This is a genomic window from Kitasatospora sp. NPDC057015, from assembly GCF_042673745.1.
Taxonomy (GTDB): Bacteria; Actinomycetota; Actinomycetes; order Streptomycetales; family Streptomycetaceae; genus Kitasatospora.
This window is the reverse complement of sequence record NZ_JBHUSG010000017.1, coordinates 76569-92833: the sequence shown is the minus strand read 5'-3', so window position 1 is coordinate 92833 and position 16265 is coordinate 76569. Positions and strand designations below refer to the sequence as shown.

Annotated in this window: 10 protein-coding genes; 2 read left to right on the top strand and 8 right to left on the bottom strand. The window is 71.9% G+C overall.

Annotated features, from left to right (window positions below; translation table 11 throughout):
• Positions 1 to 16: 16 nt before the first annotated feature.
• From ACFTWP_RS18445 to ACFTWP_RS18415, 7 genes are all read right to left on the bottom strand, one after another.
• Entirely contained in the window at positions 17 to 475 is a 459-nt protein-coding gene (locus ACFTWP_RS18445; RefSeq protein WP_380265645.1) for a hypothetical protein, read from the bottom strand.
• Positions 475 to 2796 carry a putative T7SS-secreted protein gene (locus ACFTWP_RS18440; protein ID WP_380265644.1) on the bottom strand — a complete coding sequence of 774 codons (2322 nt, stop codon included), beginning with the start codon at positions 2794 to 2796 and terminating at the stop codon, positions 475 to 477. The genes ACFTWP_RS18445 and ACFTWP_RS18440 overlap by 1 nt, the downstream gene beginning before the upstream one ends.
• Entirely contained in the window at positions 2796 to 3425 is a 630-nt protein-coding gene (locus ACFTWP_RS18435; RefSeq protein WP_380265643.1) for a hypothetical protein, read from the bottom strand. Before ACFTWP_RS18435 ends, ACFTWP_RS18440 begins: the two co-directional genes overlap by 1 nt.
• Positions 3425 to 3784, bottom strand: coding sequence for an SseB family protein (locus ACFTWP_RS18430; protein WP_380265642.1), 360 nt, complete (start codon positions 3782 to 3784; stop codon positions 3425 to 3427). The genes ACFTWP_RS18435 and ACFTWP_RS18430 overlap by 1 nt, the downstream gene beginning before the upstream one ends.
• 238 nt (positions 3785 to 4022) lie before the next feature.
• Positions 4023 to 5147: an ADP-ribosylglycohydrolase family protein gene (locus tag ACFTWP_RS18425; protein WP_380265641.1), complete on the bottom strand. Its 1125-nt coding sequence runs from the start codon at positions 5145 to 5147 to the stop codon at positions 4023 to 4025.
• Between the two features lie 65 nt (positions 5148 to 5212).
• Positions 5213 to 6385, bottom strand: a complete 1173-nt coding sequence (locus tag ACFTWP_RS18420; RefSeq protein WP_380265640.1) for a hypothetical protein — start codon at positions 6383 to 6385, stop codon at positions 5213 to 5215.
• Positions 6382 to 7890, bottom strand: a complete 1509-nt coding sequence (locus ACFTWP_RS18415) for a hypothetical protein (RefSeq protein ID WP_380265639.1) — start codon at positions 7888 to 7890, stop codon at positions 6382 to 6384. Before ACFTWP_RS18415 ends, ACFTWP_RS18420 begins: the two co-directional genes overlap by 4 nt.
• Before the next feature lie 365 nt (positions 7891 to 8255).
• Here ACFTWP_RS18415 and ACFTWP_RS18410 point away from each other — a divergent pair, with 365 nt between their 5' ends.
• On the top strand, positions 8256 to 9719 hold the full coding sequence (locus ACFTWP_RS18410) for a GuaB1 family IMP dehydrogenase-related protein (protein ID WP_380265638.1): 1464 nt from the start codon (positions 8256 to 8258) through the stop codon (positions 9717 to 9719).
• Between the two features lie 36 nt (positions 9720 to 9755).
• Here ACFTWP_RS18410 and ACFTWP_RS18405 read toward each other — a convergent pair whose 3' ends face one another.
• Complete coding sequence (locus ACFTWP_RS18405; protein ID WP_380265637.1) at positions 9756 to 10484, bottom strand: DUF5995 family protein; 729 nt, start codon at positions 10482 to 10484, stop codon at positions 9756 to 9758.
• Positions 10485 to 12188: 1704 nt separating this feature from the next.
• Here ACFTWP_RS18405 and ACFTWP_RS18400 point away from each other — a divergent pair.
• The gene (locus ACFTWP_RS18400; protein ID WP_380265636.1) at positions 12189 to 16259 is read left to right on the top strand and encodes an amino acid adenylation domain-containing protein; all 4071 of its coding nucleotides are present in this window, start codon (positions 12189 to 12191) and stop codon (positions 16257 to 16259) included.
• The last annotated feature ends 6 nt before the right edge of the window (positions 16260 to 16265 follow it).

Here is a 16265-nt window from a genome sequence, read left to right as displayed (position 1 = left end):
GGGGTGCCGCGCGGCCTCAGCGGCCCCCGCGCACGGGTGGTGCGGAGGGCTGCGAGGGCTTGTCGTCGCCGGCGAGCGTCTTCAGGGCGGCTCGGCTGCCGGCGAGGGCCCGGGAGCCCGGGACGACCCGGTCGGCGTCGGCGCCGCCGTCGTGGTCGGCCAGCTCGGCCAGCGCCTGCGAGGGAGTGAGCCCCCGTGCCTTGGCCTCCCTCAGCCGGAGGGTCCACAGGACGCCCGCGTTGTAGGCCTCGTCGCCGCCGGCGGGCCGGACCTGCCAGCCCGCCGCGTCGTCCGCGTCGCAGGCCCAGAGGTAGCCCAGCAGCTTCTCCCCGTTGGCGACCGCGACGTACTCGACGGCCCGGGACGTGGTCCGGGCGTACTCGGGCGGTCCGCCGTCGGCGACCTTGAACTGCACGTCCTCGTTGAGGCGGTCGCTGGCCCAGCCGTACTCGCGCGAACGCTGTTCGTCACTCATCAGAGCACCTCACCATAGATGTGCCACTGGCCACCACTCTTGACCGCTCGGGTCGCCCGCCACTGCATGTCCCGGCCCAGGAGGAGCTCCCGTTCGCCGGCGCCGTAGGCGCCCACCTTCTCCACCCAGATCGCCGGAGTTCCTTCCGGAACCCGGAGATGCAGGATTGCCGGTTTGCTGTCGAACGCCGCCTCCCCGAGCGACGCGGAGGAGTAGGCATCCTCGTCGAAGACCTTGCCGACCATGTCCTGGGGTTCCATTTTGACGTGCTCCAGGCCCGTTCCACGAGCGACGATGATGTCCTCGGGGATGGGATGGGCCGCCAACGCGCTGTCGAGCTCCTTCACGTGCGCCGCCACCTCGTCGGACAGCGGGCCCTTGGCGCGCAGCTCGCCGTTGATCTCCTGGTAGGAGACGGTGTCCGCCTCGTACTTGCTCGCGCAGGTGTAGTCGCGCAGGGCCGTCTTCTGCTCCGCGGACAGCTCACCGACCTTGTCGTTCCAGTAGTCGGCGCCGTACTGCTTGGCCTCGGCGTTGTCGGCGAACGTCCGGGCGCCACCCGAGATCTCACTCTCGGCGACACGCATCTGCTCGTCCAGCGGCAGCTTCGTGAAGTCGTCGGGGGACATCGGCCCGTCGGGTCCGGGCGAATGGCCGGCCCCGTCGGCGGGCGTGTGGTCGGGCGCGGTGTGGTCACCGGGGGCGTCGTGCCCGGGCCCGGACTCCGCGGGGGTCGCCCCGTCGTGCGCGGGCGGTGCCTCGTGGGCCGCGGCCCCGGGTTGCTCCGCGGGCGGGTGCCCGGCCGCCCCGTCGTCCGCGGGGTGGCCGTGCCCGCCGGGGGCCTCGCCGCCCGGCTCGTGGACCTTCGCGCCCGCTGCGGCCTCGTCGCCGCCGTGGGCGTACGCGGCGAGGTCGCCGTTCCCGTGCTCGGCGGGGTGGAAGGGCTTCGGTTCGGGGGCCGGGGTGTGGACCGGCTCCGGGACACTCTTGGCGGCGCCCGCCGCCTGCTCGGCGCTGGACTCGGGCGGCTTGATGGTCCAGCCGTCGGGGAGGCCGGCGGGGTTCGACGGATTGAACGGCGGGTGGTCGACGACACCGGCCGCGGCCTTCTGCGCCGACTTCTCCGCGGCCTCCACGGCGCCGCGCTCGGCCGCGTTCTCCGCCGCGTGGACGGCCGTCCGCTGGGCCGCCCGCTCGGCCGCGTTGATGGCGACCCGCTCGGCGACGGCGGCCGCCTCGCTGCCACCGCCGGTGCCGAGGCCGGAGATCAGGTTGAAGAAGGCCTTGCCGCCGGCCTCGCCCGGGTCCGAGCCCCAGCCGGAGCCGACCAGGGACTTCGCCAGCTCCATGGGGTGGTTGCCGGTGTACGCCAGCCCGCCCGCGACCGAGTTCAGGTGGTCCAGGTAGAGAGCGGGGTGGGTGAGGTTGTAGGGGTCCATCGGGTTCACCCCGCGGACGAACTTCAGCAGGTCGGCGCCCCCCTTCACGACACCGCCCTCGATGTGCAGGGCGGTGGCGCCGATCATGTCGGGCGCGTCCAGCAGGGCGGTGCCCACCCGGTCCATCAGCCCGGGCGCCTTGGGCGCGGCGCCGGTTGCCGCCCGGATGGCCTTCTCCGCCGCCTGCGCGGCACTCACCCGTTGCTTGCGCGCCTCCAGCAGCAGTTCCGCGGCCTGCTTGCGCCCGGCCGCGCCGGGGTCGTGGAACTCGGCGGGCCTGGTCGGGGGCGTGGGGTTCTGCCCCGCCTGCGCCGCCGTGTTGTAGGCCTTGACCGCCCGGTTGAAGTCGTCCGCCTGACGGTTGTACGCGTTCTGGGCGTCCCGGGTCGCCTGCTCGGACTTCCGGTACGTGTCGATGGCCTGCTGGGCCTGTGCCTGGGCCCAGCTGATGGTGCCGCCCAGCGCGGCCAGCGCCTTTCCGGCGGCTTCGCAGGCGTCCGCGGTGACCCGCCAGGCGACGGGCTGGGTGGAGAACTTCGCCCGGAACGCGTCGGCGGCCTGGCCCTGCCAGTGGGCGGCGTCCATCCGGCTCATGCCCGCGGCGACCTCTTCGAAGGCCAGGTTGAACTTCTGCAGGTGCTGGATGGTCTCGCCGATGGCCTTGACGTCGCCGTGGACGAGCTCCTTCGGATCGTCGCTCTCGCCGAGGTTGAGTTCGCCCACGGCCGCGCCGAGGTCGTCGGCGACGCCGTCGCCCCACTTGTCCACGGTGTGGGCGGCGTCGTGCATCCCGACGAAGTCGAGGGCGTCGCCGACCGCGTGCGCGTGCAGGTTGACGAAGTCGCCGGCGAAGCTCTTGACGCCCCCGAGGAAGCCGCCCATCAGTGGCCGCCCGACTGCTGGCGGTAGGCCTCGTACTGCTTGTTGATCGCGTCGGACTCCGCCCGGAGCTTCGCCGCCTGCTCCTTGTTCTTCTGCTCGTCACCCAGCTGGTTGAGCATCGGGTTGGACTCCAGGTAGTCGGCCTCGACGCCCTCCCAGGTCGCGGCGGAGTGCTTCGCCGACTCCTCGAAGGACTTCGCCGAGTAGTCGGCGTTGGTGACCTGGGTGTACGGGTTGTCCGCCCAGGTCTGGCTCCAGGACCGGCCCTCGACCTGGTCCTGCGTCAGGTCGGGATTCCCCATGCCGGCACTGACCACGTCCTTCAGGGCGCCGGAGACGTACTGCTCGTGCTCGTGGTAGATGCCCGCGGAGAGGTCGAGCTTCTCGGCGATCTCGTTGCCCTGCTGGACCAGTCCCCGCACCATCACCGCCCAGCGCTCGCAGAACTCGTCGAAGGCGGACTTGCAGCCGGGGGAGCCGATCTGCACTCCGGTCAGTTCGAGGTCGTCGAAGCCCCGGCCCACCACGGCGCCCTGGACCATGCCGATGGCCTTCAGCTCGCCGATCGCGTCGTTGATGCCCTTCGCCGTCAGCTTCAGGGCCTCGGGGTCCACCTGGAAGTCCGACATCAGCCCTGCCCCCCGTCGACCGCGACGGCGTCCGGCACGATCCCGTGCACCGGCGGGAAGAGCATCGGCTGCGCGCCGCCGACGTCCAGTGCCACCCCGCACGGCCGGCCCACCGCGGGCACCGCCACGTCCAGCAGCCGCGAACCGCGGACCGTCAGGTAGTCCAGCTCGGTGCCCTGATGACCCCGGGCCAGGGCGAACCCGGTCATCGCCGCCTCGGTGCTGAACGCCCAGATCCAGCGGACCCCGCCCTCGTCCCCGGTCCACACCCGGCCGTCGGGGTCCCGGGGCACGAACACGACGCTCGTCCGGAACGCGGCCAGCACGATGGCCGGATCACCAGCGCCGGCATGCAGCATCCGGACTTGATGTGTCAGACCCGCATTCAACACTCGACCTCGACCCCCCGTTGTTCCGTCGAAGGGAGAAGGTACTCGATCACCCGTCGCGGTCGCACGGGAGGAGTCGGCGGCCGGGCGGACTGTGGCGGTTCTACGACACGACGGACGAGTGCCCTGGTGGGGCCGCCGCGCCCGGCCCGCCCGCGGCCGCGCGATCCGGTCGAGCGGACCGTCCGGCGGCGGTCGGCCCGGCCGGTCAGTACTCCCAGGGCCGTTGCTCGCCGGGGTGGACCTCGGCGGCGAAGTCGTCGGCGAGCGCGGCGATCACGGCCCGGCCCTCGATCTCCTTCAGCCAGTGCGCCGGCAGCAGCCCGTCGCCGTACCGGGCGCCCAGCAGGTTGCCGCAGATCGAGCCGGTGGAGTCGCTGTCGCCGGAGTGGTTGACCGCGATCAGGAACGCGGACTCGATAGGGGTGCGCTTCTGCCAGTGGTCGGTGCGGGCCAGGGCCGCGTACACGGCGATGGCCAGGGCCTCCTCGGCGATCCAGCCCCCGCCGAGGCTCTCCACCGTCAGCGGGGAGGCCGGCCCGGCGTGTGCCAGGTCGACGGCCCTGCGCAGGGCGTTGGTCGTCTCCTCGTGGCCGGGGTAGCGGGCGAGCAGCTCCATGCTCTTGAGGACGGCCGCCTCCAGGCCCTCTCCCGTCAGCAGATGACTGATCATCGCGGCCAGGGCGCCCGCCGCGTAGTAGCCGGTCGGGTGGCCGTGGGTGATCTGGGCGCATCTGGCGGCGAGTTCGAAGGAGAGGTGCGGGCTGCCCTCGGCGAAGCCGAAGGGGGCCGAGCGCATCACGGTGCCGCACCCCTTCGAGTCCGGGTTCACCGGGCCCGGGGTGCCGTCGATCGCGCTCCGCGAGTCCGGGACGTGGTTCTGGCGCAGGCCGGAGCGGCAGGCCAGGCCGGGCGCGCGTCGGGCGTAGAGCCAGCGCTCCTCCCGCAGCCGGCCGCTGCGGTGCCGCAGGTCGTACCGGGGCGGCGGCTCCTCGTGGTCCTGGGTGTCCTGCCAGCGCAGGTACGCCTCCTGGACGAGGACGACCTCCGCCCCGCTGATGCCCCGGGACACGGCCCGGGCGTAGCCGCGCAGCCGGCCCTCGGCGGTGAAGAGGGTCAGCTGGGTGTCGTCGCTGATCCGGCCGATCACGCCGTCGCGGTCCGGGACGAGCCCGGTGATGCCGCTCTCCCCGTACCGCGCCTCGATCCCCGGCATGGCGAGTCCCTCGATCGGGAATCCCAGGGCGTCCCCGATGGCCCCGCCGAGCAGACAGCCGCGTACCCGCGCGCGGTAGGCCGTCAGCTGGTCCCATGACAGGTGCTTCACGGCCATCCCCCCTTTGATGATCGATCAGTGGCCATCGTAGGTGGCGGGTCCGTCCGGCCCGTCCCGGGTGGTCAGGGTGCTCCGGGCCCCCGGGCCTGCCGGCGGTAGTGGTCCAGGACGTCCTGGCGCAGCAGGGCGCCGAAGCCCGCCGACTCCAGCCGCAGGCCGAGTTGGGCCTCGCCGATGCCGAGGGCGGCCGCCGTCCGGGCCGGGTGCCAGTCGTGCGCGGCCAGCCGGTCGAGCAGGTGGCCGCGGCGGACCTGCTTCTCCGACAGCCGGAAGGTCTTCAGGTAGGCCGTCCGCCCGGCCTCGTCGGTGATGGTCTCGCCGATGTGGTTCTCCTCCCGCTGCCGGAAGTCGGGCAGGAAGCGGCTGAGCGTGAAGGGCCCCAGCCGGCGGACGGTGCGGAAGGCGTAGGCCGGGCCGAGCAGGCCGGCCGCCATGGTGGAGTCGTGGAAGCCGGCCCACTCCTCCTCCTGGCGCCGCGCCGCCGCCCGCAGGTCGGCGACCGAGCGGATGCCGGGGCCCGCGATCCGGGCGCGGAAGTCGGGCAGCGCCGGCATCAGGGTCGCGTAGTGGTGGACCTGTTCGCCGTAGAGGTCCTGGACGAGGGTGGGGTGCAGGGCCCGGTAGTCCTCGGGGTGCGGGACGACGAAGGCGGCGGCCAGGGCGTCCCCGAGGTACAGCAGCAGGCCGCACTGCCCGGGGTGGATCTCGAACAGCCGCAGCGCGTCCGCCAGGCCGCGGACCTGCGCGCCGGTCCAGGCCTCCTCGGCGCGGGGCGAGAGGCCCTGCCGGACGGCCCGTTGCGACCACTCCTCCCAGAGCACCGACGGGCCGCCGAAGTGCAGGCTGAGGTAGCCCTCCAGGGCGAGGTGCTGGGGCAGGAAGCGCAGCCGGTCGCGCCCCTCGCGCTTGGCGAGCCGGTGGTGCAGGCGCAGCGGCATGCCCGCGGGCGGCGGCTCGGCCCGGGTGTCGTCGGTGAGGTGGGTCCCGTACGCGGCCACCGGGGTGCCGTCGCCGGTCCGGTCGGCGACGAAGGCGTGCGGGAGGTAGGAGTGGTAGGTGGTGCGCCGGTCGACCTGGACGACGCCGTGCTCCTCGCCCAGCGCGCGCCGGTGCAGGCGCAGGCCGGCGACCGGCTCGTCCCGCAGCAGCGGGACGAGCCGGACGGCGCCCCAGAGTTGGGCGGGCCCGGTCCGCAGGCCGGTGAGGTCCGGCGTGGTGGTCGCCCGGGGCGTCATCGGGCGTCCTCGGGGAGGGGCCGGGGGAGCGGCTCGGGCGTGGGGGCCGGGACGGGGACGGGCGGGGCTGCCGGCGCGGGCGGGTCGAGGAAGGCGCGGGTCCGCTCGTCCAGATAGGCCGTCAGTTCGGGCAGGCCGGTGCGCCCCTCGGCGAAGCGGGCGAGCCCGACCAGGGTGGGCAGGTCCTCGGCGTCGCGCAGGCCGGCGGTGGGCACGGTCGGGGCGAGCCGGCGGACGTCGAAGTCCTCGGCGTCGTAGACCGGGTTGAGGTGGACGATGCTGGTCCGGCCGTCGGGGTCGAGCCGGGTGCGCCAGATCCGCAGCACCTCGGCGGCGAGGCCCGGCGGCGCGTTGTCCCAGCCGTCGGAGACGATCAGCAGCCGCTCCGGCGCGGTGTCCAGCGCGTCCACGATCCGCAGGCCGAGCGGGGTCGGCCCGAGCGGGTGGACGAGCAGGGCGTCGGTGCGGCCGGAGGTCCACAGCGGGGTGTACTCGGCGGCGAGCGCCTCCAGCAGGAAGTGGCAGGCCAGCGCGGCCGTCAGCGGGCGGCGGCGCTTCTGGCCGGAGCCGGTGGTGGAGAAGCTGTCGTCGAGCACCGCGGCGACCCGCCCCCAGCTGCCCCGGTGGGGGCCGGCGGCCCGCCGGGCGGCGGCGCGCAGGGCCTCGGTGAGTTCGGTCCGGCGCTGCACCCGGTCGTCCGTCGGCAGGCCGAGGACGTACCCGGCCAGCCGGGTCAGCGGCATCCGTCCGAGGTCGGCGCGGACGGCCTCGGCCCCCTGTCGCCGGCCGGACTCCTGCAGGCGCAGCTGCTCCCGCCGGGTCATCCGCGGCGCGATCCGCTCCAGGAAGGCGCCGCGGGTGATGCCGTGCTTGGCGGCGAAGCCCTCGGCGACGCTGTAGGGGAGCTCGTAGAGGGCGGACTGCTGGTAGTGGGCGCGGCGCCAGCTGTCGAGCAGCGGGGTCGTGAACGCGCTCTGCCGGGCGGGCCGGAACAGGAAGTCGCCGAGTTCCGCGGCGGGCGGGGCGAGGTGGGTGTGCCGCAGGGCGAGCTTGAGTCCGGCGCGGTACTTGACGGCGTCCAGGGCGGGGTCGGGCCGGGCGGCGAGCCAGTCGCGGAGGATCGCCCGGGTGCGCCGGTTGTTGACCTTGGCCCGGCGCAGTTCGCGGATCAGCCGGTAGACCCGCTGCGGCGGGAGCAGGGCGAGGCGGCGCGCGATCAGCCGGCCCTCGGAGCGACGCTGCGCGGCGGTGGCCTCACCGGCGGTCGCCAGCAGGCCCCGCACGATCAGGGCCGCGTTGTGGTCGTTGACGTCGAGGGCGAGCACCGCCGCGTAGAGCTCGCGGTAGTTGCCGAGGATGTAGGAGTGGAGGAAGTCGAGGGAGAGGCGTTGCTCGCCGGCCTCGGAGTGGAATTCGCGCTGCCCGGTGGCGGTGATCGCGGCGTTGACGAAGAGCAGGACGTCGTCGGCGGCGACGAGGTCGCCGAAGGATTCCTCGGTGGCCATCGATGACCGTCCCCCCGGTTGGTGTGGAGGCCGGCCGGGGAATGGGGGCGCGAACTGCGAACTATTGCGTAAAAGGCACATTCCGGAAGTCGCGCCGGAGTCCCGCGGCCGGCCCGGCGACCCTAGCAGAGCGTCTGACCTGGCGTCCGACCATTTTCCAGAGGCTCGATTTGTAGGTTCCTCCAAGGTAAATCGGCCGTGCCGGACGCGGGCTTGTGCGGATGTTCAGGAATGACGTGTGAACTGGCGTTCGGCAGGGGTATCGGCAAGTATTGACGGTTGGGTGCGGGGCGCCCGAGTGCGCTCGGCCGGCCGGACCTGACCGCACCCGAGGTGTACCCTCCCAAAGCCAGAGAGCCTTCTTCATGCGCTTCTTGAACCCCCAGACCGGCAGCTACGACGACCGTAACTCGGTGCCGTACGACCTCACGTACGACGACGTGTTCATGGTCCCGAGCCGCTCCGCGGTGGGCTCCCGGCAGGGCGTCGACCTCTCCTCCAACGACGGCACCGGCACCACCATCCCGCTGGTCGTCGCCAACATGACCGCCATCGCCGGGCGCCGGATGGCCGAGACGGTGGCCCGCCGCGGTGGTCTGGTCGCGATCCCGCAGGACATCCCGACCGAGGTCATCTCCGACGTCATCGGCTGGGTCAAGCAGCGCCACCTGGTGCACGACACCGCGATCACCCTGGAGCCCGGCGCGACCGTCGCGGACGCGCTCTCCCTGCTCCCCAAGCGCGCCCACAACGCGCTCGTCGTGGTCGAGGACGGCCGACCGGTCGGCGTCGTCACCGACTCCGACTGCCACGGCGTGGACCGCTTCACCAGCCTGAGCGAGGTGATGTCCCGCGACCTGCTGCTGCTCCAGGACGGCATCGACCCGCGGGCCGCGTTCGAGAAGCTCAACGAGGGCCACCGCAAGCTCGCCCCGGTGGTGGACGCGGACGGCCGGCTGGTCGGCATCCTGACGCGCAAGAACGCCCTGCGCGCCACCCTCTACACCCCGGCGGTCGACGCGGCCGGCCGGCTGCGGATCGCCGCCACCGTCGGCATCAACGGCGATGTGGCCGGCAAGGCCAAGGCGCTGATCGAGGCCGGCGCCGACGTCCTGATCGTGGACACCGCGCACGGCCACCAGGAGTCGATGATCAGCGCGCTGCGGGCGGTGCGCGGTCTGGACCCGCAGATCCCGATCGTGGCCGGCAACGTGGTCTCCGCCGCGGGCGTCCGCGACCTGGTCGAGGCCGGCGCGGACATCCTCAAGGTCGGGGTCGGCCCCGGCGCGATGTGCACCACCCGGATGATGACCGGTGTCGGCCGGCCCCAGTTCTCCGCCGTCCTGGAGTGCGCCGCCGAGGCCCGCCGGCTCGGCAGGCACGTGTGGGCCGACGGCGGCGTCCGGCACCCGCGCGACGTGGCGATGGCGCTGGCCGCCGGTGCCTCCAACGTCATGGTCGGCTCCTGGTTCGCCGGTACCTACGAGTCGCCCGGCGACCTGCAGACCACCGCGGACGGCCGCCAGTACAAGGAGAGCTTCGGCATGGCCTCCGCGCGCGCCGTGCGCAACCGGACCTCGGAGGAGTCGGCCTACGACCGGGCCCGCAAGGCGCTCTTCGAGGAGGGCATCTCCACCTCGCGGATGTTCCTCGACCCGGCCCGTCCGGGCGTCGAGGACCTGATCGACTCGATCGTGGCCGGCGTGCGCAGCTCCTGCACCTACGCGGGGGCCAACAGCCTGGAGGAGTTCCACCAGAAGGCCGTCGTCGGCATCCAGAGCGCGGCCGGCTACGCCGAGGGCAAGCCGCTGCACTCCAGCTGGGCCTGACCCCGGCAGCCGGGCCCGACCCCGGCGGCTCGCAGCTCAACCGGCCGGCCGGCTCCCCGCGAAGGGGGGCCGGCCGGCTTCGTCGTGCCCGTTCAGCGGGGTGAGCAGCGCGCGGCAGACCATGCCGACCGACCCGCCCAGCGCCCGGCTCACCGCCGCGTACGCGAACGGCACCGGTCGCAGCTCCCAGAGTGCCAGGACGCTCGCCCAGGCCGCGTCGCGGGCGCGGTCGATGCTCCAGACGCCGATCACGTGCAGCAGCGGGTCGGCGAGCTGCAGTTCCTCCGGCCCGGGCAGCAGCGAGTCCCGGACGGTGTCCTCCACGCCGGCCAGCAGCCCGTTGATCCGCCCGTAGTCGGCGGCGAGGTCGTCCGGTGTCCGGCCGAGCAGCCGGCAGGTGTCGAGCACCGCCAGCGGCAGGTCGTGCTCGATGTGGGCGTTCATCCCGGCCAACGCGAACTGGATCGGGTGGATGCCGGCGTGCCCGCGCAGTTCGAAGAGCGGGCGCCAGCAGGCCGGCGGCCGGGTGCCGGCGGCCGCCGCGTCGACCGCCTGCAGGTAGCGGCCGGCGAACAGCCCGTCCAGGGCGGCGACGGCCGAAGGGTCGTCGAAGTACCCGTCCGTGAGGTGTTCGCGGACCAGCTCGGTGACGGTCAGGTACATCCGGTTGAAGACGGCGACACCGTCCCGGGCGGGCAGCAGATCGCTCAAGGCCCGCATGCGGTCCACGGCCTGGTCGACCGTCAGGGATGCGCTGATCGTCACGGTGGGCGTCCTCTCACGGCGGACCGGGCAGATCGTCCGATGATAGGTCGGAGGTCGCCGGATGCCGAGACGCCGCACTGAAAGGCCCCTGGAGTGCCCCTGGGCCCCGCGGGGGCGGCAGTCGGGGTGGTGGGGACCCGGAGGGGCCTCAAGGCCGCCAGAAGGGCGCACAGGCGTTCCGAGTGGAGCGGAGTCGTCCGAATTCCCCGCGCACGCGCTCCACATGATCATGCGTCGGATTCGGGGGGCTTGCCTCGAAGTCCTTATTGCACAATACTTGCAACTACTTCTTGATGGCAGGAGTGGGCGGATGGAGACGGTGGCCGGGGCGTCGCCGAGGTCGGGGTCGGGGGCACCCCGGCGCCGGATCGCCGCGGCCGGATCGACGGCGCCGGCGCCGAGGACCCCCGCGGTGCGACCCGCCGGGCGACCGCCGGGCCCGGCGACGGCCTCCGGATCGGGGCGCCGGACCGCCCCGGAGGCGCCCGTGCGGCTGCCGGGCGTGCCCGCCGGGTCGGCGTCCGGAGGGCGGCGCCGTCCGCCGGTCGGACGGGGGGCCGGCCCGCGCCGCCGGGCCGATGTGTCGGACATCACGATGACGGCCAGTCAAGGGTGCTCCGGCACATCGAAGTTCGGTGAATGCGGCGCCGGGAGTGCCGGTCGGACCGTGTGCCGACCCCTGTCGAGTGCGGTGACCGGTCGGATGCGTAGCTGCTCCGAGGTCGGACGGGCCCGGTCGCGGCGCCATTCCCGCCGGCGGGCGATCGGCGGGACACGAACGATGCTCCCGCCCCTTGGATCGCAGGTTAAGTCTGCATCCGACAGAACGTTCTGAGGCCACATTCGGACGTGGTGCCGGGGGCTTCGGTGGGGCAGGCGAGGATGGCGGGGCCGGCGGTGTTCGCGGGGGAGTTGCCTGCTCGTGATCAGTGATCTGTCAACATGTCCAAAAAGCAGCGTAGTTGCTGGTCTACGCGGGTGGAACGGCCGCCCGGCCGGGGTTCCGGGGGGTGCGGAAATGGCCATCGTCCGACCCGAGTGGCGGCCATCGCCCCGGGCGTCCGAAGATCGCCTTTTCTGACGGACAGTCATCGAATCACGACACCCGGTAGAGGGAGTGATCTTGATGTGCCAGGTCAGGTCGCGATCGGGGGCGGAGCGGCCATCCGGCCAGCTGGGCCCCCGAGGGCGGGTCCGCGGCATGGCCTCGGGGGCCTGAGGGATTTACAGCGGGTTGCTTCTCGACCTATAGTCACGCTCGGTGGGGAGCCGCTACGCCGATGCCGATAGTTCGTGGCTAGGCTGTTGTCGGGCCCGCCTATCCGGACGCCAGTCGATTGGCCGAAAAGGGGGGAGGCGTGACGATGGGTCTGCAAGACTGCTCGAAGGAGCGCCACAGCCCTTGTTGCCGATGTACTGGGGCGGTCTGAGCGCGGCAGGACACTGCGTGATTGCGACAAGTCCCTTGCGGACACAAGTCGTTCATGTGAATGTCGTGCGAAATCCACCGCTTCCATGAAACAGCCTTAATACCATCGTGTTGTCCGTTTCGCCATGCCCGTATTTCCGGGGTGTGTTGTCGTGGCGGCAGATGGTGGATCTGCACGTTCTTCTTGGGTATATCTTTGGCATGTCTTTGTCACTTTGGCATTGGCATGCCTGGTCAACGGCGCGCTCGAAAGAATTCCATTCGAGGTTGGAGGGATGATGGCGAAATTGATGGTGTCCGAAGAGTTATCTCTGTCGGACATGCTGCGCACGGCCACACTTGTACAGCCCGACCGGACAGCCGTCTCATGCGGCGCAGAGCGCCTGACCTTCAGTCAACTCAATGAACGCAGTGAGAAGTTGGCCGACCATCTGCGGAAACTCGGGGTGACACCGGATCAGCCGGTCGGCATTTTCATGGAGCCGTCCGTCGATCTCATGGCGAGCGTCTGGGGCGTTCTCCACGCCGGCGCCGCGTATCTGCCGCTCTCGCCGGAGTACCCGGACGAGCGCGTGCGCTACATGGTGGTGGACTCGCGGGCCGAGGTCATTCTGACGGACGAGTCCCTGGTGTCCCGGCTCGCCACGATGGCGCCACCGGAAACGAAGATCGTCACGATTGCCCAGGCCCTGGCCTCCGCGGAGGCCGAGCCGCGGACCGGTGCCGCCACCGGTGCGCCGTCCCCGGCGCACGCGCAGGGCGACCACCTCGCCTACGTCATCTACACCTCCGGGAGCACGGGGAACCCGAAGGGCATCGGCATCGAGCACCACAGCATCGTCAGCCAGATGCGCTGGCTGGCCGCCGAACAGAGCCTGGACGAACGCAGGACCGTCCTGCAGAAGACGCCGCTGAGCTTCGACGCCGCCCAGTGGGAGATCCTCGCACCGGCCTGCGGCAGCAGCGTGGTGATGAGCGGCGCCGGGGTCTACGGCGACCCCGACGGGCTGATCGACCTGATCGTGGCGAACCGGGTCACCACCCTCCAGGGTGTGCCCACACTGCTGCAGGCGCTGGTCGACACCGGACGACTGTCCCGTTGCACCTCGCTCACCCAGGTGTTCAGCGGCGGCGAGGCCCTCACCAAGAGCCTGGCGATCGAGCTGCTCGACGCACTGCCGGACTGCGTGCTGGTCAACCTGTACGGTCCGAGCGAGTGCACGATCAACGCGTCGACCCACACCGTGGACCGGAACACCGTCCAGCACGGTCCGGAGCACATATCCATCGGGCGACCGGTCGGGGACACCAGCTTCCACATCCTCGACCCCGCCCGCCGGCCCGTCGCGGCGGGTGAGTCGGGCGAGCTCTACATCGCGGGCCGCCAGCTCGCCCGCGGTTACCTGAACCGTCCCGACCTCACCGCCGAACGGTTCATCAGCAACCCGTTCTCCGACGATCCCCACTTCGCCCGCCTCTACCGCACCGGCGACCTGGCGCGCTGGAACGACGACGGCACCGTGCAGTTCCTCGGTCGCACCGACAGTCAGGTCAAGCTGCGCGGATTCCGCGTCGAGCTGGACGAGATCAAGGTCGCCATCGAGAAGCAGGACTGGGTGAAGCGCGCCGCCGTCGTCGTCCGCGACGACCCGCGGTTCGGCGCGAACCTCGTCGCGTTCATCGAGCTCGACCCCAACCAGGCCGCGGTGATGGACCAGGGCAACCACGGCGCCCACCACCAGTCGAAGGCGAGCAAGCTGCAACTCAAGGCGCAGCTGGGCAATCTGGGCGTGCGTCAGGACAGTGGCCTGCCGTTCGTCGAGCTGCCCGGCCGGTCCTCGGAGGCCGAGCAGCGGCGCACGGTGTTCGCCCGCAAGACGTACCGGTTCTTCGAGGGCGGCGAGGTCGGCAGGGACGACATCCTCGGCCTGCTCGCCCCCGCACCGGAGCAGTCGGTCGAACCCAGGCTCCCCGAGTCGCTGACGCTGTCCGAGCTGGGCACCCTGCTGCGCTACTTCGGGCAGTTCACCAGCAGCGAGCGACTGCTGCCCAAGTACGGCTACGCCTCGCCCGGATCGCTGTACAGCACCCAGCTCTACCTGGAGCTTTCCGGCATCGCGGGCATCGAGCCGGGCTACTACTACTACCACCCGATCGACCACCGGCTGACGTTGATCAGCGCGGCGCCGGCCGGTCCGTCGAGGCTGCGGGTCCACTTCATCGGACACCGGGCCGGCATCGAGCCGGTCTACCGCAACAACATCCGGGAGGTCCTCCAGTTCGAGACCGGTCACATGGTGGGCCTGTTCGACGACGTGCTCCCCGCGTACGGCCTGCGGATCAGTGCCCGCGACGGGGTGCCGGCGGTCAAGGACCTGCTGGGCTGCCCGGACGAGGACTACTACCTGGCCGAGTTCGAGGTGGAGACCTCCGCCGCCCCGGCCGCGCCCGGCCCGGTCGACCTGTACGTGCAGGCCCACCCCGGCCGGATCGCGGACCTGGCCGGCGGCCAGTACCGCTACACCGACGGTGACCTGGTGCGGGTGTCCGACGAGCTGGTGCGCAAGCAGCACGTCATCGCCATCAACCAGGAGGTCTACGAGCGCGCCGGGTTCGGCGTCAGCCTGATCGGCCGCGCGGCCGAGCCGTGGCAGCGCTACGTCGACCTCGGCCGGGAGCTGCAGCGCCTGCAGATGAACCGGGACGGCCTGGGGCTGATGTCCTCCGGCTACAGCTCGGAGACCGGCAACGACCTGCCGTCGGCCCGGCGGATCCGCGAGATCGTCGGTCTCGGTGCGGAGGCGGCCTCGTACTTCGCCGTCGGCGGCCGGATCAGCGACGAGCAGCGGCTGAGCGAGGGGATGAAGGAGGACTCCGTCCACATGCGTGGGCCGGCCGAGATCATCAAGGACGACCTGGCCGACTCGCTGCCCGTGTACATGGTGCCCAACCGGGTCACCGTGCTGGACTCCTTCCCGCTCACGCCCAACGGCAAGGTCGACCACCAGGCGCTGCGCGCCCTGGACAAGGCCACCGTGGACGACAGCGAGGCGCCCGTGATCGCGCCGCGCACACCGACCGAGGAGGCGATCGCCGGAATCTGGCGCAAGGTGCTGCGGCGGGAGCGGGTCTCGATCCGGGACGACTTCTTCGCAGCGGGGGGCCACTCGCTGACCGCGGTCAACCTGGTCAGCCGGATCAACCGGGAGCTGGGCAGCTCGCTGCCGTTCCAGGTGCTGTTCGAGTCGCCGACCATCGCCGAACTCGGCAGGCGGGTGGACCGCGAACCCGCGACGGCGCTGTCCCGGCTGGTGCGGCTGCGCGGCGGCGAGGACGGCCGGCGGCCGACCTTCTGCTGGCCGGGCCTGGGCGGCTACCCGATGAGCCTGCGGCTGCTGGCGAGCAGGCTGGAGCAGGACGGGCCGTTCCTGGGCGTCCAGGCGCACGGCATCAACACCGGCGAGAGCGTGTACCCGACCTTCGACGAGATGGTCGCCCGGGACATCGAACTCGTCCGGCAGGTCCAGCCGGTCGGCCCGTACGTGCTGTGGGGCTACTCCTTCGGGGCCCGGGTCGCGTTCGAGGTGGCCCACCAGCTGGAACGCGCGGGGGAGCAGGTCGAGGAGCTGATCCTCATCGCGCCGGGCAAGCCGCCGGTGGAGACCCGGGACGGCTCGCGCGCCGACGCGGCGGTCAGCTTCACCGACGCCACCTTCGTCGCGATCCTGTACTCGGTGTTCGCCGGCAATCTGGAGCAGTCGGCGGTCGAGGACTGCCTCGCCGCGACGGAGGACGAGGACAGCTTCGTCGACTTCGTCTGCGGCCGGTTCGAGCACCTGGACCGCGAGTTGGTGCGCCGGATCGTCGGGGTGGTCTGGCAGACCTTCCTCTTCGAGTACGCCCCGGAGGAGCTGGCCGAGCGCAGCATCACGGCGCCGGTCACGGTGTTCCGGGCCAACGGCGACCAGGGCTCCTTCATCGACTCCGGCCTGGTGCCCGCCAGTCGGCCTCCCAAGGTCCTCCAGCTGGAGGCCGACCACTACGGCCTGCTCAGGGCGGCCGGCATCGACGAACTCGTCACCTCCATCCACTCCGCACGGCAGAGCAGAAAGGTCACCGGCGTGCCGCACGTCAGCATCAAGCACTTCCCGAACAACCTGGAGGCCGACCAGATCTCGGCCCTGGTCGACGCGATCACCAGCGCGGTGCAGACCGCCTTCTCGGTCGACGAGGGCGCCGTGTCGATAGCCCTCGAACCGGTGGCCCAGGACGCCTGGAACGAGCGGGTGTACATCCCGGAGATCGTCGAGGGCACCGGCACGCTGGTGAAGGTCCCCAACTACTGAGTCCAG